The sequence below is a fragment of the Micromonospora sp. NPDC003197 genome, from assembly GCF_053590565.1.
The window spans coordinates 281,992-300,933 of the sequence record NZ_JBSFTE010000001.1; the positions used below are offsets into that span (position 1 = coordinate 281,992).

General features: G+C 67.6%; 18 protein-coding genes and 1 tRNA gene. 7 read left to right on the forward strand and 12 right to left on the reverse strand.

What is annotated here, in order from left to right; genetic code table 11:
- Window positions 1–9 precede the first annotated feature (9 nt).
- The 3 genes from ACWDV4_RS01320 to ACWDV4_RS01330 all read left to right on the forward strand — a co-directional run bounded on the left by ACWDV4_RS01320 (window position 10) and on the right by ACWDV4_RS01330 (window position 1,746).
- A complete protein-coding gene (locus ACWDV4_RS01320; protein ID WP_449973880.1) occupies window positions 10–711 on the forward strand; it encodes a DUF305 domain-containing protein in 702 nt (233 codons plus the stop codon).
- A gap of 179 nt (window positions 712–890) precedes the next feature.
- Entirely contained in the window at window positions 891–1,577 is a 687-nt protein-coding gene (locus tag ACWDV4_RS01325) for a winged helix-turn-helix domain-containing protein (RefSeq protein ID WP_449973882.1), read from the forward strand.
- A 94-nt stretch (window positions 1,578–1,671) separates the two neighbouring features.
- Window positions 1,672–1,746: transfer RNA gene (locus tag ACWDV4_RS01330), tRNA-Arg, on the forward strand.
- 245 nt (window positions 1,747–1,991) lie between these two features.
- Here ACWDV4_RS01330 and ACWDV4_RS01335 read toward each other — a convergent pair.
- On the reverse strand, window positions 1,992–3,404 hold the full coding sequence (locus ACWDV4_RS01335; RefSeq protein ID WP_449973884.1) for an MFS transporter: 1,413 nt from the start codon (window positions 3,402–3,404) through the stop codon (window positions 1,992–1,994).
- A gap of 218 nt (window positions 3,405–3,622) precedes the next feature.
- Here ACWDV4_RS01335 and ACWDV4_RS01340 point away from each other — a divergent pair, with 218 nt between their 5' ends.
- Window positions 3,623–4,423, forward strand: a complete 801-nt coding sequence (locus ACWDV4_RS01340; RefSeq protein WP_449973886.1) for an AraC family transcriptional regulator — start codon at window positions 3,623–3,625, stop codon at window positions 4,421–4,423.
- 39 nt (window positions 4,424–4,462) lie between these two features.
- Here the strand turns inward: ACWDV4_RS01340 and ACWDV4_RS01345 are convergent, their stop codons facing one another.
- Window positions 4,463–4,777: a hypothetical protein gene (locus ACWDV4_RS01345; protein WP_449973888.1), complete on the reverse strand. Its 315-nt coding sequence runs from the start codon at window positions 4,775–4,777 to the stop codon at window positions 4,463–4,465.
- Window positions 4,778–4,924: 147 nt separating this feature from the next.
- On the opposite strand from ACWDV4_RS01345, the gene ACWDV4_RS01350 reads away from it, so the two are divergent.
- Window positions 4,925–5,467, forward strand: coding sequence for a DinB family protein (locus tag ACWDV4_RS01350; RefSeq protein WP_449973890.1), 543 nt, complete (start codon window positions 4,925–4,927; stop codon window positions 5,465–5,467).
- Here ACWDV4_RS01350 and ACWDV4_RS01355 read toward each other — a convergent pair.
- Entirely contained in the window at window positions 5,464–5,862 is a 399-nt protein-coding gene (locus ACWDV4_RS01355) for a nuclear transport factor 2 family protein (RefSeq protein WP_449973892.1), read from the reverse strand. The genes ACWDV4_RS01350 and ACWDV4_RS01355 overlap by 4 nt on opposite strands.
- Window positions 5,863–5,957: 95 nt before the next feature.
- Between ACWDV4_RS01355 and ACWDV4_RS01360 the strand changes: the two genes are divergently transcribed.
- Window positions 5,958–6,377, forward strand: a complete 420-nt coding sequence (locus ACWDV4_RS01360; protein ID WP_449973894.1) for a DIP1984 family protein — start codon at window positions 5,958–5,960, stop codon at window positions 6,375–6,377.
- 285 nt (window positions 6,378–6,662) lie between these two features.
- Here ACWDV4_RS01360 and ACWDV4_RS01365 read toward each other — a convergent pair whose 3' ends face one another.
- The 4 genes from ACWDV4_RS01365 to ACWDV4_RS01380 all read right to left on the reverse strand — a co-directional run bounded on the left by ACWDV4_RS01365 (window position 6,663) and on the right by ACWDV4_RS01380 (window position 11,665).
- Window positions 6,663–7,343 (reverse strand): GOLPH3/VPS74 family protein, encoded by a 681-nt coding sequence (locus tag ACWDV4_RS01365; RefSeq protein ID WP_449973896.1) that lies wholly within the window; start codon window positions 7,341–7,343, stop codon window positions 6,663–6,665.
- Window positions 7,340–8,347 (reverse strand): acetamidase/formamidase family protein, encoded by a 1,008-nt coding sequence (locus tag ACWDV4_RS01370; protein WP_449973898.1) that lies wholly within the window; start codon window positions 8,345–8,347, stop codon window positions 7,340–7,342. The genes ACWDV4_RS01365 and ACWDV4_RS01370 overlap by 4 nt, the downstream gene beginning before the upstream one ends.
- A complete protein-coding gene (locus tag ACWDV4_RS01375; protein WP_449973900.1) occupies window positions 8,344–9,732 on the reverse strand; it encodes an APC family permease in 1,389 nt (462 codons plus the stop codon). Before ACWDV4_RS01375 ends, ACWDV4_RS01370 begins: the two co-directional genes overlap by 4 nt.
- Before the next feature lie 550 nt (window positions 9,733–10,282).
- The gene (locus ACWDV4_RS01380) at window positions 10,283–11,665 is read right to left on the reverse strand and encodes a glycosyl hydrolase family 28-related protein (protein ID WP_449973902.1); all 1,383 of its coding nucleotides are present in this window, start codon (window positions 11,663–11,665) and stop codon (window positions 10,283–10,285) included.
- Between the two features lie 245 nt (window positions 11,666–11,910).
- Between ACWDV4_RS01380 and ACWDV4_RS01385 the strand changes: the two genes are divergently transcribed.
- Window positions 11,911–13,038, forward strand: coding sequence for an asparaginase (locus tag ACWDV4_RS01385; protein ID WP_449973904.1), 1,128 nt, complete (start codon window positions 11,911–11,913; stop codon window positions 13,036–13,038).
- 121 nt (window positions 13,039–13,159) lie between these two features.
- On the opposite strand, the gene ACWDV4_RS01390 is transcribed toward ACWDV4_RS01385, so the two are convergent.
- Genes ACWDV4_RS01390 through ACWDV4_RS01410 form a run of 5 tightly spaced genes read right to left on the reverse strand, consistent with a single transcriptional unit; the run spans window position 13,160 to window position 18,926 of the window.
- The gene (locus ACWDV4_RS01390; RefSeq protein WP_449973906.1) at window positions 13,160–14,014 is read right to left on the reverse strand and encodes a peptidase; all 855 of its coding nucleotides are present in this window, start codon (window positions 14,012–14,014) and stop codon (window positions 13,160–13,162) included.
- The gene (locus tag ACWDV4_RS01395) at window positions 14,011–15,324 is read right to left on the reverse strand and encodes a VWA domain-containing protein (RefSeq protein ID WP_449973908.1); all 1,314 of its coding nucleotides are present in this window, start codon (window positions 15,322–15,324) and stop codon (window positions 14,011–14,013) included. Before ACWDV4_RS01395 ends, ACWDV4_RS01390 begins: the two co-directional genes overlap by 4 nt.
- A gap of 59 nt (window positions 15,325–15,383) precedes the next feature.
- On the reverse strand, window positions 15,384–16,010 hold the full coding sequence (locus ACWDV4_RS01400; RefSeq protein ID WP_449973910.1) for a DUF6406 domain-containing protein: 627 nt from the start codon (window positions 16,008–16,010) through the stop codon (window positions 15,384–15,386).
- Window positions 16,003–16,902, reverse strand: a complete 900-nt coding sequence (locus ACWDV4_RS01405) for a hypothetical protein (RefSeq protein ID WP_449973912.1) — start codon at window positions 16,900–16,902, stop codon at window positions 16,003–16,005. The genes ACWDV4_RS01400 and ACWDV4_RS01405 overlap by 8 nt, the downstream gene beginning before the upstream one ends.
- Window positions 16,899–18,926, reverse strand: a complete 2,028-nt coding sequence (locus ACWDV4_RS01410; protein ID WP_449973914.1) for a type VII secretion protein EccE — start codon at window positions 18,924–18,926, stop codon at window positions 16,899–16,901. Before ACWDV4_RS01410 ends, ACWDV4_RS01405 begins: the two co-directional genes overlap by 4 nt.
- Window positions 18,927–18,942: the final 16 nt, after the last annotated feature.

Here is an 18,942-nt window from a genome sequence, read left to right on the forward strand (position 1 = left end):
GGAGCGGCAGTGAGCAGCACCTCGACGCAGACCGAGACGCCGGCGGCAGCCAGCGCCCCGGATGGCGGCGACTACACCGGATCGGACGCCTCGGCCACCGTCGGGGGCGGCGGCCGACGTTTCGGTACGGCCTGGCTGGCCGCGATCCTGGCGGTCGGGCTGGCGCTCGGCCTGGTCGCCGGGCTGCTCGTACCCGGACTCACCCGGCCCGGCGACACCTCGCCCGAGGCCGGGTTCGCCCGGGACATGTCGACCCACCACGCGCAGGCGGTGGAGTTGGCGATCCTCGCGCACGAAAAGGGCACCGACCTGGACGTACGTACTCTGGGGGCGGACATCGCCCTGACCCAGCAGGCCCAGATCGGCATCATGCAGACCTGGCTACGCAGCTGGGACCTCAACCCGACCGGCTCCCAGGCCCGAATGGCCTGGATGCCCGACGGTGGGGGCATGATCCGCGACGGGTTGATGCCGGGCATGGCCACGGAAGAGGAACGGGAACGGCTGCGTAACGCCACCGGCCGCGACTTCGACATCCTCTTCCTCCAGTTGATGCGCCAGCATCACCTCGGCGGCATCCACATGGCCCAGGCCGTGCTCGACCTCAGCGACGACGAGCAGGTCACCCACCTGGCCGGGCAGATGGTGACCGGCCAGAAGAAGGAGATCGACGGCATCCAGGCTCTACTGACCAAGCTGGGCGCTGCCTGACCTGTCGAAATCGCGGCGGCCCTCACCCCTCGGGCGTGAGGGCCGCCGTCGTTTATCTGCACGACTGCCACATCTCACCCATTTTGTCGGTATAGCCCAGTTAAGACCTAGTGCACGCTTTCAGGAGTTTTCTCCACAGATATCGTGACCAGGCATGATCCGGGGTCGTTGTCCTAGACGTGGGGGTTGCACTCAAGGACGCACGACGTTCCGTCACCGACTGGTGCCGGCGTCACACCATCGGCGGTGACGGGGCGGTGGCAGCCGTCCGTCGCGGACAACGGTCGGGCGCGCAGGGGACGCTCAGCCGCGACCAGGAACTCGAACTGATCGAGGCCATCCGGGGCAACTATCCCGACGGGTACGGCCTGGACGACGAACTGTGGTCCCGGCACACCGTGGCCGCCCTCATCCAGCGCCGCTTCCAACTCGACCTCGACCTGCGCGACGTCGGGGCGTACCTGGGGGCGTGGGGCCTCGGCCCGCGCGAACCCCGGGAGCGGGCCTGCAGCCTCTGCGCCGACTCGGTCGCCCGGTGGATGGAGCACGCCTACCCGGCGATTCTCCGATCCGCCCAGGAGCATCACGCCGACGTCTACTGGCTCGGTCGGACCCGCCTGCACGGCGTGGTGCCACCGGCTGATGTCCTGTCGGCGGCGTCGGCACGCGGCCGTACCCGCTTCATGATCGCCACTCCGGCGGTCAACCCGCCCCTGCCCCGCGACTTCCTGTTGCGGCTCAGTGGCGCGGCCGGCCGTACGGTGCACGCGATCGTGGACAGCTCGTGGCCCATCGCCCGGTGGCCACGCCGACTCCCGCCCCGCATCGTGCTGCACCCGCTGCCCAGTTGCGGCCGGAACACCTAGCCGAGGGCAGGTACGAACGGAATGCAGCGGCGACATGCGCGGATACCGATTGGGCTGACCAACCGGGTGCCTGCTACAGTTCCTGAGTCGCTGAGCCCCCGTAGCTCAGGGGATAGAGCACCGCCCTCCGGAGGCGGGGGCGCAGGTTCGAATCCTGCCGGGGGCACCACCGACAAAAAGCACGTAATGCCGCTGACCAGGCAACTTAGTCAGCGGCCTTCATCGTGTGTCCGGCAATGTTCGGCCGTCAGCGGCCCATCGCGGGCGTCTGTGCCAAATGCGTGCCGAAGTTTCGGCGCTGGTCAGTCGTGGCCGAGCGCTCCGGCCCACTCGGCTGCCTCAGTCGGCGGCACTCCCCCATTGAGCCATCAATGCTCGGACGCGCCACCAGAAAAGGGCCAACTGAAATGGTGGCTACGTACGGTTCCCGGGGGTGGCCGGAGCTTCTCCGGCGTCGAGCGCGTGTCCTGGGCGATGGTTCTTCCCGAGCAAGGTGGCTATGAGGACAGCGCCGAGCGCAAGGAGGGCGGCAGCGACGGTGAGTGCGAGTGAGAAGCCTTGCGTCGCGGCGTGCAGGGGGTCGCCCTTCGCGGTTAGGGCGTCGCTGCGGCTCGTGGCCAGAGCGACAAGCACCGCCACCCCCACAGCGCCTCCGACCTGCTGAACAGAGCTCAGGACGGCTGACCCGAGCCCGGCGTTCTCCTCGGTGGTGCCCGTGAGCGCGGCGACGGTCAAGGCGGGCAGACTCAGTCCGCATCCCAGGCTCGTGACGAGCATGCCGGGCAGCACCCCGGAGGCGTAGCCGTCGCTCGGTGCCACGCCGGATAGCAACAGCAATCCGGCCGCGCTGATCAGGAACGACATGACGAGGGCCGGGCGCATGCCGAACCTGACCACCGCTCGGGAGGAGAGCCACATGCCCGCAAGGATTCCAGCGCAGTAGGGCAGGTAGGCCACGCCGGCCGTGAGTGGGCGGTAGCCCAGAACGGTCTGCAGATGCACCATCAGCAGGAAGGCCATCGCGTACATAGCGGCGGAGAACAACAGGGTCGCCCCGTTGGCGACGGTGCGGATCCGAAAGGACAGGAACGACAACGGCACAAGTGGCTCGGCAGCTCGTGCCTCGACCGCGAGGAAGGCGACGGCCAGAAGCACGGCCAAACACAGGGAGCCGACAACGACCGGGTCCCCCCAGCCCGACTCCCCGATCCCGAGCAGACCGTAGACCAGGGACACCAGGGCACCGGTGCCGAATACTGCACCGGGTGCGTCGAGGCGCGCCCCGCGCCCGGCCCGGCTCTCGGGGACCAGGCGCGGGAGTAGCGCAACGGCCGCCAAGGCCACCGGCAGGTTGATCAGGAAGATCCAGCGCCAGGACGCAAGGCCGGTCAACGCGCCAGAGATCACCAGGCCCATCGTGCCGCCCAGAGCCGCGATGCCGCCCCAGATGCCAAATGCCTTGGCGCGCTCCTCGGTACCGGGGAACAGAAGTGTGATCAGTGCCAGCGCGGCCGGGCTGGCCATGGCCGCACCCGCGCCCTGAACGAACCGCCCAGCCACCAGTTGCCAGGGCTCCTGCGCGAGCCCGCAAACCAGACTCGCCACACCGAACAGCGCCACACCAGTAAGGAAGACGCGTCTGCGGCCCAGCAGGTCGGCCATGCGGCCGAACAGCAGCAGCAGCCCGCCGAAGGCGAGGAAGTAGGCATTGACGACCCAGGCCAGGCCCGCGGCGCTGAAGCCGAGATGATCGCGCATGCTGGGGAGCGCGACGCTCACCACGTTGTCGTCCAAGACAAGCATGAACTGCACGAAGCACAGCACCACCAGAGCAAGTCCGCGGTGCCCAACGACATTGGCAGCGGCCGTGGTTGATACGGACGTCATGCCGGGCGCCCCGTCTCCGTAAGCGGCCTGTACGAACGGTGGTAGCACCCATGGCGCGGTCGTTTGATCAACATAGGACGACGCTATGCACCAACGGCGCTGGCCGCGATGCGCTACGAGGCCACGTCATATCGCATTGAGGACATAGGCTTGGAAGTATGACCAATGCCGTCGTGGGGCCCGTCCCGGCCGGGGTGGGCGCAATCGTCGTCGGGAACTTTCCTCTGGCCTCTGGGCAGTGGTTTGTCCCGCACAGTCACCCGCAGCACCAGTTGGCCTGGGCGCGGCGTGGGGTACTCAGCGTCGCTGTCGACAATGCCTACTGGGTACTGCCGCGCACGCGGGCGTTGTGGCTACCCGCAGGGGTTGTCCACCGGACCGGCGCGACCCGCGACGCGGTGCTGTGCAGCCTCTACTTCGAACCACACAGATGCGATCAGGGCTGGACAGAACCCATGCCGGTCGGCGTCGATGGGCTGCTGGCCCACCTAATCGCCTACCTCAGCCGCAAGGACCTCCCCGACGACGCACGGCTACGGGCCGAGGCGGTCGTGCTGGACCTCCTGCGCCCCTTGCCGGCCGCACCCATCGATGTGCCGGACCTCGCCGACGACCGCGTACGCGCCGTGGCCGACGCGCTGCTCGCCAACCCCGCGGACCCCCGGAGCCTTGACGCACACGCACGGGCCGTCGGCGTAAGCCGACGCACCCTGACCCGGTTGTTCGCCCATGACGCCGGCATGAACTTCGACCGCTGGCGCACCAATGTGCGACTGCGTGCCGCCCTTCCCCTCCTCGCTGAGGGCCAGCCCGTTTCCCGGGTCGCACATACCGTGGGATACGCGACGCCAAGCGCCTTCCTCGCGGCGTTCCGGCGAACCGTCGGCACTTCCCCGGGACGTTACCTCGATGGCGACACTTCGTTTGAGGCATCCGCTTCGCGCACCGCCGATGAATGACGACTACCGGGGCAAGGACCCAGCGAGCCTACTCCCGTCTTACAAAGAATGAGCTGCGCTCATCAATCGACCGACTGATGAGCAAAACCGATAAGCGGCGACGCGCGGCCGGATCGGCGCCGAATCATGCGACATACCCAACGGCACACTGCGAAAGATCGAAAAAGACATGGAACCCGTCTTCGGCAAAGGATGGCTCCGATAAACACCGGAGAAGAACAGGAACGATCCGGCGAGATCATCTACCCAGTGCCAGTCACCGCAGATCAGGTACGCGGTATGCCGGACCGCCTCGCGCCGAGCAGCGAAGTACTCGCTGAACTGGCGCCTGTCCTCATCCTCGTCGCGTCGCATCCGACTCCCTTCACCAGTAGGTGCCTCCCCGGGACGGGATCGGTTGCCTGGACTTCCGAAGAATTCTTCGCGACTGAGAAACCAGGTCGCCAGCGACTGAGAAGAAACCCGGTCGGCAGATGGTCGGCGGCATGCCAGGATCCCGGGATGCCGACAACTCGCGTGGATCTGCTGACCCGACAACTCGACATCGCCTGGGCACTGTTCGAATACCACCTGGCCAACCTCGACGACACGGTCTGCCACTGGGAGCCGGCACCGGTCTGCTGGACCGTACGACCGGACGAGCACGGTCGCTGGGTGGCCGACTGGGCGGTGCCCGAGCCGGATCCCGTACCGGCCGTCTCCATCGGCTGGGTGACCTGGCACATCGGCTACTGGTGGACGACCACGCTGGGGCACTGCTTCGGGTCCGGCGCACCCGAGCGCGAAGAGATCACCTGGCCGGGCAGCATGGCAGCGGCGGCAGACTGGCTACGCAGCCTGAGGGACGACTGGCAGGCAAACCTGCTGCCCCTCACCGATGCTGACCTCGACTCCGTCGAACGGACCGCCGGGCTGCCCTGGGGCGAGAAGCTGACGTTGGCCGACGTGGCGGGTTGGGTAAACATCGAGCTGACCAAGAACGTCGCCGAGATCGGCCTGGTACAGAACCTCTACCGGGTGCAGCGCGAACCGGGCAGCGTCTAGTCGAAGAGGCCGTCCGGTGGCAGGTGCCGCCCTTCCCTGACGTGTGAATAGTCCCGGGCCTCCGCCACCAGGCCGGACTCGTCAAAGCGCAGCACCGTACAGCCGGAGATGGTGGTCGGCTTCTCGTCGACATAGATCACCGACCAGTACTCCACGGCCGCCGTAGCGCCGTCGACCTGTGGCTCGGCGAACCAGGTCTCGGCGGGGCGGGTCTCCTCGGCGAAGCACTCCGTGACGTACTCCCGAAGCCCGTCCCGCCCCCGGTAGGGCCGGAACATCGACGCGAAGTGGTCGCCCTGCTCGGCCTGTAGGGCGACGATCGCCTCCACGTCCTTGACCGGCCAGGCTGTCGCCCACGTCCGAGCCCAACGCTGGGCCGCTTCCCGGGTTTCCATGCTTTCCCCCACCACGAACCGCTACCTGATGTCGTGGCTACTCATACCAGCAGCCTCTGACATCGGAGTGGGCCGCACGCGCTGCGGCGCGCCGGGTGGAACAACTTCGTGCGCGCATCACCGCCAGCGCTCGGTACCAGGAGGGCGAAACACCGGCCGAGGACGCGCAACGGCTGCTGGTCGAGGTCGGTGACGTGCTGGAGACGCTTGAGTCGTTGATCCGCCGAATCAACCGGACCAACGCCGCTGTCTCGATGGGCGACGACGGTACGTTGACTGATGCGCTCGCCCGTCGGGACATCCTCCGTACCCGCCATTCGGTGATCACCGCTGCGGCGGACGCTGCAGCCGACAGTCAGCGGGGGTACGTGCGCCAGCTCAGGTCCGAGTTGATGATGATCTCCGCGCTTCCGGTCGCGGAACTACGCGAACAGGCCGACCGACTAGCCCGAGAGATCCGCGAGTTGGACGTACGGATCCAGCGCACAAACTGGGAGGCGGACCTGCTGGACTAGACGCAGGGCGACAACGTGAGCAGGTAGTCGTCACGGAGGCGTGCACACACCGAGGTCGGCGGTCTCCGACCCTTTCTTGGCGCGTGACGGGCAACGCGGGGTTCGACTCCCCAGTAGACAACGCAGCCCAGCACCGCGTACAAGTGACGGCGCACAACGCACAGCACACCACCACGTGCAGATCCGCGACGACGAGGGCGGGCTCGGGGTTATCACGTTGTCCACCCCACAGGCGGTCACATGAGTCCCGGGACGAGCGGGACCCACGTGCCGAAGCCGGGAAAACTAGCCGTACACCGAGATGGCCGACTCGCCGATCAGACCCTCGACCACCTTGACGATTTCCTTCACCCCTGGGTACTCGGTGGCGGCCCGGTTGAGCATCCGCCGCATCACCGGGCGGACATCCTCACCGCCCGCGTCGAGGTACAGGGTGGACTCCAGCCCGAGGGCCCGAATCAGACCGGCAAGGACGTCGGTCTGCGGATCGGCTGCCTCGACGCCCTGTAGGACGTATCGAAGTCGACCCCGTACCCGAGGAATGATGGCCGAGTCGGACGGCGGGTAAGCGACAGTGCGGACGAGCAACCGGCGGCGGTTGGTCTCGGTCACCAGGCCGCCAGCGATGAGCCCGGCGCTGGTGCGCTGGTACGCATCAACCGCGAGCAGCCGCAGCGCGTCCGGCACCGAGATCGACGCCTGCTGCCCGGCCAACATCGTCACCGCCCAGTCGGTAACCGGGTCACCGGTCATCTGACGGTCCACCACCACCGCCGCTGAGCCACCGATGACTCGGACCCGTTCGACCGGCATCACCAGTCCGATCAGGATCGCCCCGGCCAGCCCGATGGAGAGCGAGGGCCGGTGGGCCATGGGCTCGCCTGCCTCGGTGTGGGCCAGTACGAAGAGTTCGCCCCGCAGCGGCAGCCGGTTGGGCGGTGGCGTCAATGTGAAGGGTTGACTCATCCCGACCTACCGGAGCGCCCAGCCAACTCCCGCAGACGCTGATGCGTGCCCTGGTAGGCCGGCGCCCCGGAGAGTACGGCCTTGTCGATCGAAGCGTGCATCGTGTAGTTCGGGTCGCACACGTTGCCGGGTGCGGCCAAGCCCGCCTGCGAGACCAACTGGTAGGCGTCCAACAGTTCCAGGCCGGTCAGGTCGACGGCCCAGGTGACCAGATCGTGTTGGCTGATCCGGTAGGCATCCTCCAACGGCCGGGCCGCACCGATCGAGATCAGCTTGTCGTCTGTCTCGATCCGGGGCCACGGCGTGGTCACCCCCTTGATCAGCTCCACCGCGACGGTGACCTGCATGGCGGTCTCCACGGCCACCCCACAGACCTCCCCCTGCCCCTGGCGGGCGTGCCCGTCGCCGAAGGCGAACAGCGCACCCGGCACGTTCACGCCGAGGTAGACGGTGGTGCCGGCACGTAACTCCGGCGTGTCCAGGTTGCCGCCGTGGGCATCCGGCACGATCGTGGAGCGGGCCTCGCCACCGGCCGGTGCCACGCCGACCGTGCCGAGCATCGGGTCCAGCGGCAGGTCAACGGTAAAGTCGGACCGGCGTGCGTGATAGCGCACTATCCCCGCCTCAACGTCGATGTCGTAGCGCCAGACCCGCTCCTCCAGCGGAGGTTGCAGCGTCGCGGTGGTGTGTGTGCTGGTCAACGCACCGAAGTGCGGGAAGGTCGCCGACATGCCCCAGTCCCGAGCCGGGGTGAGGTCGGCAAAGTGCAGGGCCAGGGTGTCCCCCGGTTCCGCGTCGACTACGTGGAACGGCCCGACGACCGGGTTGAATGCCTGGCAAACCTGGGTGGGCAGGTCGTCGACAGTGCGGACCGCACCGCCGAAGCAGTCCTCGGTGGTGGTGACCAGGACGTTTCCCGGCTTGACCTCCGCGACCGGCTGGTGTCCGCCGAACGTGTAGATCGGCTGAGCGCCGGATGGGGCGTGACGGATGAGACGGGTCATTCGGAGTCCTCCTCGTTGCCCAGGCCGGACAGCACCGGACGGCGGCCGGCCACGTACAGCCCGATCAACACGATGATGCCGATGCCGAGCCACACGAAGCCGAGACGCTGCGCGGCGATGTTGGCGTTGATCACGACATAGGCGAGAATCACGAACCCGACGGCCGGCATGACCAGGTGGACGAAGTAGTTGCGGCTACGCCGACGGACCAGGTAGTGCCAGATCACCGCCAAGTGCAGCACCAGGAATGCGGTAAGCGCGCCGAAACTGATCAGGCTGCTCAGCACCGAGATGCCGTCGTCGCGTGCACTCATGTAGAGACCGATCACGAGCGACACGGCGGCGGTCAGCAGAATGGCGTTGGCCGGTACACCATGCTTCACAGAGACCTTCGACAGGAACCTCGGCAGCTGACGGTCCCGAGCCATCGCGTACAGCAGCCGAGAGGTCGCTACCTGGGCCACCAGGGAGTTGGCGAAGCCCCAGGCGAGTGCGGTGGCGATCGCGCAAAGGGTGGCCAGCCACGCCCCGCCGGCCTCGCGGGCGGCGTCGTAGAAGGCGACCCCGTCCGGGTCTCCGGTTTCCAGTACCTCAGCCGCGTTCGGCAGCAGCATCGCGGCGACCCAGGTCTGGGTGATGAACAGCAGGCCAGCCAGACCGAGGGCCGCTGCCATGGCACGGCCGATCTGCCCTGCGCCGCCCCGGTTCTCCTCTGCCAACATGCTGATGCCGTCAAAGCCGAGGAAGCTCAACACCGCTACCGAGACCGCACCGAAGACGATGGGCCAGGTGAAGGTGTCCGGGTTGAACAACGGTTCCATGGAGAAACCGGTGCCCTTGCCCTCCAACAACGCGACGAGGCCCACGGCAAGGAAGACCGCCAGGACGATCACCTGGCCGATCAGGAAGATCCGCGTGATCGCCGCGGTGAGCCGGATACCCCGGTAGTTGACGATCGTATTGAACAGGACGAACAGGATCAGCCACCCCCACACCGGAATCACCGGCACGGTGGAGTGCATGGCGACCGAGGCGACCAGATAGAGCATGCTCGGCACCAGTACGTAGTCCAGCAGCACCGCCCAACCGGCCAGGAAGCCGACCGGCGCGCCGATACCCCGACCGGCGTAGTTGTAGACGCTGCCGGCCAGGGGGAATGCCTTGACCATCTGCGTGTACGACGATGCCGTGAACGCCAAGGCAACCATGCCGATGAGGTACGTCAGGACGACCATCCCACCGGAGCTGCTGTAGACCGACCCGAAGATGCCCATCGGGGCGATCGGCACCATGAAGATCAATCCGTAGAACAGCAGGTCCGTAAAGCCCAATGTGCGGCGAAGTTCCTGCCGATAGCCGAATTGGGTCGGCTGCTCGGTACGCATTGCTTTGTTCCTCCCCTTTGGTGCGCCAGCCCGGTGTACTACCTCGGTACCGGTCCCTGAAGCAGGGATGGGGGTGGTCGGACTGGGCATATCAGTTTCGAGGTCCGGTTCGCCGGCAGATCACGCGATGCCCAGGGGCAGACGGGCGAAGAGCCGGCAGGTGCGCCGGATCAGCATAGATGTCGCAGCGTGGCCACTTGTGTCCAGAGTGGCATGTGTACGCTCTGTGCAAGCGTGACAGGGCTGCCGTTATACGGAACGCCATCGCCGAAAACCGGAATAGTTCCTCTAAAGTCGACAGTCGACGCGCTGTACTGCACTTCTATTGACGGGGCTGGTTCTACACCCCGATACGCAGCGCTACTTCAGCTCGACCGCTCTCCCAATCGCATACGTTGCGTGATGACGCTGGAAGCCTCCACGCGAGCCGGGGGGCAACGTGGTCGGGGGGGGCAACGTGGTCGGGGGGCAACGTGGTCGGCGGAGTTTGCGACCGAAGCGGGCCGATCAACCGTAGCGGTCGACCGGCCCGGAGTGGGGATGCTCGTCGTCAGCCGGAGACGTCGGCGATCGCCCAGCTGTCGCGGAACGCGTACCGGGCGGGCGTGCCGGCGTACTGCAGAAAGGCGTCCGCGTCGGACGTGCCGCCGACCGCCTTGGTGTTGTGGTACGTCCGGCAGCCCTCGTAGATCATCTTTCCGTTGGTGAGACTGGTGCCATTGGCGCTCACCAGATGCCGTCCGGCGAGTACGCAGTCCTGGTAGCGCACGATCGGCAGCCGATTGCTGGTGGCCTTGTACTCGTGGAAGCTGTACGGCTTGCCGTTGGTCCCCTGCACCGCCCCCACGTCGGAACAGGATGTGAACGTCACCGATCCGTTGTTCCAGTTACAGTCGATGATCCGGTGCTTGTCCGTAGCCCGGGGCTCGAACCGGACGCCATTGACGTTCAGCCGGGCGGCTGTCGTGTTGCCGTTGGCCAGCGGCAGGTAGAAGTACTTGCAGGTGTTCTGCGTCCCGTCGCTGTTGCCGACCATCGACCAGGAACCGCCGAAGACGTTGATCGATCCGCCGCGATCGAAGCGGAAGAAGTTACCCTTCCGCAGCGCGAAGTTGCACGACAGCACAAAGAAGTTGAGGAACTGGTTCTGCTGGTCGTTCGTGGGGCTGATGCCGCCGCAGCGCAGGAACGCATCGGTGTATTCCGAGGCGGTGTCCGTCGAGCAGAGCATGAAGTGGTGCTCGCTGTTGTTGTTGGCCTGCTGGTCACCGTCGATGCCGATGACCCGGTCCCACTGACCACGCCACTCGACATTCTGATAGACAAAGTACTGGTTCTGGCCGTAGCCGTACTCCGGGTATTGGTAGTTGGTGTCGTCGCCGTCGCGAGAGTAGTAGTAGGCGAACCGGTTGTTCGGGTTGGTCGAGCTGAAGCTCATGTCGTAGAAGTAGGCGTACCGCAGCCGCATCGCAGCGGTGATCAAATTGTTCTCGCGGGGGTCGGCGTTCGCGGCGAAGCTGCTCGCGAAGTTGATGTTCGTGACCCGAGGGCCACCGCCTCGAAACCGCAGGCCGAAGACCTGGTCGGACTTGCCGGCGGTCGGCGACCACATCAGCGTGTCCTTCTTGGTGACCCGGTACTGCCCCGGCGGGAAGTAGACCTCCCGCTGAACGTGCACTCCGTTCCGGGACGCGACCGCAGCCGCGACCGCAGCCCGGATGGCGTCGGAGTCGTCCGTCGTGTTGTCGCCCTTGGCACCGTAGTCCCTGACGTTGATCGTGTAGACGCCGTCACCCACGGCATCCACGGGGGCCGCCATGGCCGGCGAGGCACCGGCGACCGCGAACGCGCCGACACCTCCCGCCGCACCGAGCGCGAACCCGCGACGGCTGAACATCCTTGGTTGCTCTGGTTCACCCTGCTGTGCTGGCATCCCGACGACTCCTCAGCGGTCAGGCTCGAACTGCCGTCCAAGCTGGTCCACAGTAGATAGACCGCCCGAAACCGGACAAGAAACTTGATCAGAAATTAAGGATCTTGTTTATGGGCACTCCGGGCCACGTACGACATTTCTCTACGGGTATGGCTACCCGCAGCATGAAGAGTCAGGCTGGCCGCTACCTGAAGAGTCGGGCTGGCTTGATCGAATTCCAGCCCGGCAAACGGCAGGCTGACGACATGACAAAGTCGCGTTCCCGCAGCGCAGGCATGCTGGCACTGGTCGTCCTCGGATTCCTGACGGTAACCGCAGTACCAGGCTCGGCCAGCGCGCCGACCATAGCGCCGAAGCGGGAGAGCCGCCCGAAGGTCGCCGTCATCGGCACCGGGGGCACGATCGCCGGAAAGTCCGAAAGCCGGGTCGGCTTCCAGAGCTACCAGCCCGGCCGTACGCCGGTCGCCGAGCTGGTCGAATTCCTGCAACCGGAGGTCGGTCAGGTCGCCGACGTCTCCTCGGTCGACTTCGGCGAAAAGGGCTCCAGCGAGTACACGATCGCCGAGTTCCACGACCTGTCCCGGCTGGTCGACGAGCAGTTGACCCGGGCGGACGCGGTGGTCGTGGCCACCGGCACGCAGACCATGGAGGAGCTGGCGTACTGGCTGGACCTGACCGTACGCAGCCCCAAACCGGTGGTGGTCACCGGCTCGATGCGCCCCTGGACGGTCATCGGCAGCGACGGGCCGCCCAATCTCTACAACGCCATCACGCTCGCGGCCGGTCGGCGTACCCAGTGCTTCGGCACTGTGATCATGATGAACGACGAGATCCTCGCCGCCCGGGACGCCACCAAGACCAGCACCACTCGACTGGACACCCTCCAGTCACCCGAGCTGGGCGTCCTCGGCACGGTGGACGAGAAAAACGTACGACTGCACCGCGCCCCCGCCCGGGTCCGCGACTGCGATCAGCCGAAGCAGTGGCGTACGCCGTTCGACCTGGCCACGATGCCGCGTGACCAGCTGGCCAAGGTGGAGATCGTCTACTCGTACGCTGATGCCGGTGGCGAGTCGATCACCGCGATGGCGGCGGCCGGAGTCAAGGGCGTGGTAGCTGCCGGCACCCCGTCCCCGGCACAGACGGCGGCGCTCATGTCGGCGATGCAGTCGGGCATGGCCGTGGTCGCGGCGAACCGCAACAACACCGGTGCCGTGTACGACACTCCCGGTCCGGTCATCCCCGCCGAGGACCTGCTGCCGCAGAAGTCCCGGTTGCTGCTCCTGCTCGCGCTCAGCCGTACCGGTGATCCGGCCGAGGTCCGCAGTCTGTTCCAGCGCCACGCCGTACCGGAGTTCGACCCGATCCGCTGACCACCCCGGCCGACCACCCCGACCGACCACCCCGGTTGATCAAGAGATTTGCGTCAGCCAAGAACCAAAAGTTGACGCAAATCTCTTGATCAACGCGGCATAGCGGGGTAGGTACGGAGGGTCAGCTGACGCGGTTACGGGGACGGGTCAGGGCGAAACCGACCACACCCGCGACGGCGGCCAGGATGCCGCCCCCGATGGTCCAGTACCAGCGGGACGACAGGTTCGGCCACCGTACCCAGTCGAACCAGCCGTCCTCCTCGTCACCGGCCGCCGCCGGGTCCGGCTTGCTGAGGGTCGGATCGTCGACCACCACCTTGCCCGGCTCGACCGGCATCGCCAGCGACTGCTTGAGGTCGCCGCCCTCCGGCTTGGTGTCCCCGTCGGACTCCACGCCGACCACCAGGCTCACCTCGATCGGCAGGCCCAGCTCCTGATCCGGCAAGGCGCTGCCGGAGAGTCGGACGTAGTAGGTGCCCGGCAGTGGGTCACCAGACCACGGCTCAGCCCATGAACGTACCTGCCGCAGTTCACAGTCGAGCTCGACGCTGGTGGCGGCCTTGGCCGCTACCGGGGTCTGCGCCCCGGCGACACACGCCTGCCGTCGGCGCAGCCCATCGAAGACCTCCACGGTCCAGGTGGAGTCGCCCTGCCGACCCGCCGTCGGCAACGAGACGGTCGCCGCCACGTGATGGGTCTCCCCCGCCTTGGCCGTGAACGACCAGTACAGGTAGTCACCAATGGAGGCGCCGACCCGTACCGGTTGGCCGGGACTGATCCCGGCGGCGGTGAGGAACGAGGTGCCCGCCTTGTTGATCGTCGCGGCCCCCGGGGACGGGGTCGGTGTCTCCGCACTGGCGGCGGCCGGCAGCCCGATGGCGATACCAGCAGCGGCAAGCACCACCGCCGCCCGCCGAGCCGAGGTCGAGGCCGGCGTCAAGGCCGGCGTCAAGGCCGGCGTCCTCCGAATCGTCATCGGGTCCTCCAGACCGCAACCCACCAGCGGGTCAGCCAACCGACGAGCAGGCCACTGAGCAGACCCGCCAGGGTCAGTACGCCCAGCAGCACCCAACCCCGGCCGAGACCCGGGCTGTTCGGGGCAGGCGAGGCGTCGACCAGGTCGATGGTCAGTTCGAGCGGCATACCCGGAGCCTGACCGGCACCGGCCGGTGCGGAGAAGGAGTTGCTGACGACCAGGCAGACGACGGTGGGCTCGGGAGCCTTCTCGGTCGAGTTCGTGAAGATCCCGCCCTTCTCGTCGTCCTCCGCCTCTTCCTCGTCTTCATCGTCCGCCGCCGACCAGCGCACGCCGGTCGACAGTACGTCCGTACGGCCGCTGCCCGCGTCGTTGCCACGGACCAGTTCCCGCCCGTCGGTGGCGGTGGCCCGCAGCAGTACGCCGTAGTCCCGGTTCAACGGCCGGTCCAGGGCGATGCTGACCGAGGCCCGCAGCTCCTGCCCCGGCTTGACCGGAATCCGGTACCAGCGGTGCTCCTCGAAGCGCTCCCGGTCGGTGTAGACCCCGGGGGAAAGTACGGGTGCCTTGGCGCAGACGTCGGTGCCGACCACCTTCGCCGGGGTCTTGGCGTGGGTGTCCTTGGCCCGTTCCACGATCTGCTTGATCCGGCGGGTCAGGTCCTCCTTGCTCTGCGCGGAGGTGTACGTCCCGCCGGTCGCCGAGGCGATGCAGACGAGCTGCTTACGTACCTTCTCGTCGGGGATGAGGCCGAGCGTGTCGACCACCAGGTGGGTGCCCTGGGCGGCCAACTCGCGGGCCACCTCGCACGGGTCCGGCGGCGCGCAGGTGTCCTCGCCGTCGGTGATGAGCACGATGCGACGGGTCGTCTCACCGGTGCCGAGGTCCTTGGCTGCCTCCCGCAGGGCCAGCCCGACCGGGGTGAAACCGGTGGGGCGCAGGCTGGCGATGGCATTCTTAGCCTTCACCCGGTCGACCGGGCCGACCGGTACGAGCTGCTGGGTGTCCTGGCAGCCGACCTTCTTGTCGTCGCCACCGTAGGTGGCACCGAGGACGCGAATGCCGAGGTCCGTCGTCTCGGGCACCGCGTCCACGACGTCGTTGAACGCCTCCTGGGCAACCTCGATGCGGGTACGTCCGCCGATGTCCTTGGCGCGCATCGAGCCGCTGACGTCGAGCACCAGCTCCATTTTGGGCGGTTCGACGGGTGTGGTCTCGGGCTCGGCGGCGTACGCGGGAGGCACGCCCAGTGTCGGAAGAGCGGCTAATAGTCCTAACAGGACTATCGGAAGCCGTCGTTTAATGATCACGGCGACGATCCTAGTAATCGCCACATTCATGGTTGATTTGGTGGCGTCACGATCATCTACTAAGGATCAGCCAGGTCCTCGGTAGCCGATGCCGTGCTCTGGTGGTCGTCGCGAAGTCGACGCAGCAGCGCTGGATAGTCGCGCAGGATCTGGTCGACCTGTTCGGTGTCACCGGGCCGCAGCGCTCGTCGCTCACGCGCATAGCCGGCCTGCTCGGCGCTCAGCCGCTCCTGCTGCCCGGGGTCGGTGGCGTTGGCCAGCCGGGTCGAGCACGAGGCGATCAGCGCCGACAGGGTCTGCTGGGCCAGCCCGAAGCGCGCCGCTTCCTCCTCGGTCCAGGCACCCAGATCGGTCAGCCCGGCGGCAGGCCGGTCCCGGACGGCCCGGGGCGGCTCGCTATTCGGCTCGGCCCCGGACGCCGGCTGGTCCGGCTGGTTGGTCGGCTCGATCCGTACGGCGTACCCATTGGTACCGGCTGCGGTGATCGCGCTGACCATCCATGCGTGCCCATCGAGCGGAAAGGTGTCTCCCTCCCGCAACGCGTGCTCAGTTTCCCGTCCATCCATCGCGGCCACGGTCAGACCAGCCAGCGCACCGCTGGCATCGACGATGGTGTACCGGGGGGCGATTCGTACCCGACCCACGGTGTACGACCGGTTGGCCAGCAGCCAGATACCGTCACTCACCGCTCACTCCCCGCTGTCCGACCGGACGTTCCCGAGAACTCGTCGCCGACGCATCCGCCGCCTGCGCTGCGATGTGCACCTCAGCCGTCTGCGCATAAGTCGGCTGCGCTGCGGTCTGCTGCACATCAGTCGGCTGCGTCATGGCCTCGCGGTCGGCCTCCATCAGCCGCCCGGCCAGCACCTTCAGCACCTCACCAGGCACCCGTGCCCCGGTGGGCTGGTCCGGATCGACGAGCGCATCGCACCCCTGCGGCCAATGAGTCAACACCTCGTGGAAAGGCGCGATCAGCCAGGGCACGTCGCCGAGGCGGGCCTGCACCCGGGCCGGCGCACTGAAGAGGACTACCTGCACGCTCGCATCCTCGGCCGTCGCCCCCCACCAGCCGAACTCCGGATCGGTCAGATCCCGGGACAGTGACCCGTACGGCCAGATGGGCACGACCACCTCGGAGGTGAGCAATGCCTCCAGGTAGGGGCCGAGTTCGGTACGCGCCGCCCGAAGTGCCGCATCCAGCGGGTACGCCGCACAGGCGCGCGTCGCCAACTCGCTGACGAGTTCCGCCCCGATCACCGCCTGGGTCTCCAGGGTCGGATCGACAACCAGCGAGTACGCCGGATCAGGCCAGGTCGCCACCAGATCAAGAACCGGGCAGACAAGGTACCGGGAATCCGCATCCCCGATCGGGCTGGCACGCAGCCCGTCCACGGTGGTGAAGGTGATGACACACGTGTCATCGCCGACCGGCAGCACCGCCCACCGATCGGCGTCCGGATCGGTGGGCATCACCAGACAGCTGTCGAGCAGCGAGCCCAGGTAGGCCTCCCCGTCCCCACTGCGCGCCGCCTCGTGCAGCAGCCGCGCCTGCTGCTCGTCCGGCAGCCAGTCGGTCATCGCTGGCCCCTCTCCACGGTCGCACCGGTCATCGCCACGTCCGGGATCAACCGGCCTGGTACGCCGAAACTCCGCTCCCAGTCGGTCGGTTCCAGCCACACATAGCTGTTGACGCCGCCGCCGACCAACGCGACCATGTCGTCCGGCAACCGGGTCAGCGCCCGTGGTGTGTCGCCCGTCATGCCAAGTACCTCAGCAGCGACCGTTGCCTCATCGTCGGTCAGCCGGTGCAGTACGACCAGCTGCGCCTCCCCCAAGCGGCGGGCGTTGAAACTGGTCAGCCGGCGGAGCACGGTGAGCCGGGTCTGCCAGGGGCGCATGCCCGCCCGGGGAGTGGTCTCGTCGGCACCGAGGTCATCGACGATGAACGTCGGCTGCCGCGGATCCGCCACAACCGGCGGCTCCACTCCGACAAACAGTCGGTCCGCCAGTCCGGTGGCCGCCGCGAACTCGTGCCAGTCGTCCGGATGCGCGGTGAACAGGTGCACCCGGGCACCCATCGCGAGGGCCCGGGCCGCAAGCACCCGGGCGGTCCAGGCACCACCGACCAGCGTCAGCTCGGTGGGGCGTACCCGGAAGACCCGGACCACTGCGGGGCGACGGTCGACGTCGTAGCCAAGCCACAGTCCCACGGCCGGACGAGCCCCGCCGACCCGCCCGCCAGTTGCTGGCAGCCGCTGCCACGGCACGTCCAGCGGGTCGAGCCCGGCAGCGGCAGCCGAGGTGGCGTAGCTGCCGGTTGGCGGAAGCGCCGCGCTGGTGGGTCCGGCGGCGTAGACAGCCGGGGCGTGCCGGCCGTCGAGTCGCACTGCTGTGTGGCTGGCCCGCCGTGCGCTGTCCCGTACCGCGCTCTGGCAGGCAGCAAGCCCGCCCTCAAGCGCGACGACCCGAACGAGCCGCCGGGCCAACAACTCCCCCGACACCTGCACCAGGGTTACCGCTGCTGTCGTCGCGATCGCTGGTACGGCTGTGACGTCCGGCCCGGCACCACCGGCACCACCGGCATCGCTGACGGCGTAGACGCTCTGCGCTGTCCCGTCCAGCCGTACCGCCTGCCACCGTTCATCAACTTCGACCGGCCGATCGGGCACGAGTCCGGTGATCGTGAGCGCCGCCGTCAACTCCCGTTCCCCAAGGATCTGGCAGGCGTAGCCGGCCTGCCGAAGCAGTCGACTGGCCCGCAGCATCGCCGTGGCCGTCGCCCGTGCAGCGGCACCCGGGTCGCCCCCGTGCCGGGCTGCTACCACCGCGCTGTCACAGGTGTCGATTCGGACACAGAGCCAGGAAAACCGTTGTGCCACCGTCTGCTGCCCGGCCACCAACTGGCGGTACGACGTGACCGCTGGTGCCCCGGCCGGCAGCAGGCCACTCGGTGCGCCGACGATATGGTCGATCAACTGGATCGCAGACGGATCCGCGCGGTCCTGAAAGATCCGCGCAAGCACCTCGGTCGGTGGCCCGTCCCGGTCATCGGAGCGTAGGTCGACGCGGGGTGCCAGCTCCGCGACGGCGAACCAGCCACCGGCGTCCTCAGCCACGCCGACCTGGCCGCCGCCGCGCTCGACGGTTCGCGTCCGCAGTGGCCCCGCAACCGTCACCAGCCCCGCAACCGTCACCGGCTCGGCTACCGCCAGCGGGCCGCTGGTCGTCGGGTGTTCCGCACCCGCGAACGAGCCGGCGGACGCCGAAAGCTGCGCAGCAAGACGGCTACGTCGTCGAACCATCCTGCGCCATCTGCCCAGCGAGCGGTAGTGCCACCTGCTGCCCGGCAGCAGGGTCACCGGGCCGAGACAGACCAGCATCCCGATCAACGTCGCCCAGGACCACCATCTGGTGGGAGACACGGCGACGAGTGCCATCCCGACGCCGATGCCCTGTACCGCCACCAGCGGTCCCGCCCACCGGAGGAACAGAGGGCTCGCATCCGGTCGGGTCGCATCGACGGGGTCCGGTGTGGCTCGCTCGGCCGAACCACCGACGACGGTGGTGCCGGGTGCCGAGGCGGGAGTCGGAAATGGCGACATGTCAGCGCACCTCGTC

Excerpts from the sequence above, each read along its gene's own strand:
- ACWDV4_RS01410 (WP_449973914.1), bottom strand. The coding sequence starts at position 18,926 with ATGTCGCCATTTCCGACTCCCGCCTCGGCACCCGGCACCACCGTCGTC.
- ACWDV4_RS01340 (WP_449973886.1), top strand. The coding sequence starts at position 3,623 with ATGACCAATGCCGTCGTGGGGCCCGTCCCGGCCGGGGTGGGCGCAATC.
- ACWDV4_RS01350 (WP_449973890.1), top strand. The coding sequence starts at position 4,925 with ATGCCGACAACTCGCGTGGATCTGCTGACCCGACAACTCGACATCGCC.
- ACWDV4_RS01345 (WP_449973888.1), bottom strand. The coding sequence starts at position 4,777 with ATGCGACGCGACGAGGATGAGGACAGGCGCCAGTTCAGCGAGTACTTC.
- ACWDV4_RS01405 (WP_449973912.1), bottom strand. The coding sequence starts at position 16,902 with ATGACCGACTGGCTGCCGGACGAGCAGCAGGCGCGGCTGCTGCACGAG.
- ACWDV4_RS01385 (WP_449973904.1), top strand. The coding sequence starts at position 11,911 with ATGACAAAGTCGCGTTCCCGCAGCGCAGGCATGCTGGCACTGGTCGTC.
- ACWDV4_RS01375 (WP_449973900.1), bottom strand. The coding sequence starts at position 9,732 with ATGCGTACCGAGCAGCCGACCCAATTCGGCTATCGGCAGGAACTTCGC.
- ACWDV4_RS01390 (WP_449973906.1), bottom strand. The coding sequence starts at position 14,014 with ATGACGATTCGGAGGACGCCGGCCTTGACGCCGGCCTTGACGCCGGCC.
- ACWDV4_RS01370 (WP_449973898.1), bottom strand. The coding sequence starts at position 8,347 with ATGACCCGTCTCATCCGTCACGCCCCATCCGGCGCTCAGCCGATCTAC.
- ACWDV4_RS01365 (WP_449973896.1), bottom strand. The coding sequence starts at position 7,343 with ATGAGTCAACCCTTCACATTGACGCCACCGCCCAACCGGCTGCCGCTG.
- ACWDV4_RS01355 (WP_449973892.1), bottom strand. The coding sequence starts at position 5,862 with ATGGAAACCCGGGAAGCGGCCCAGCGTTGGGCTCGGACGTGGGCGACA.
- ACWDV4_RS01380 (WP_449973902.1), bottom strand. The coding sequence starts at position 11,665 with ATGCCAGCACAGCAGGGTGAACCAGAGCAACCAAGGATGTTCAGCCGT.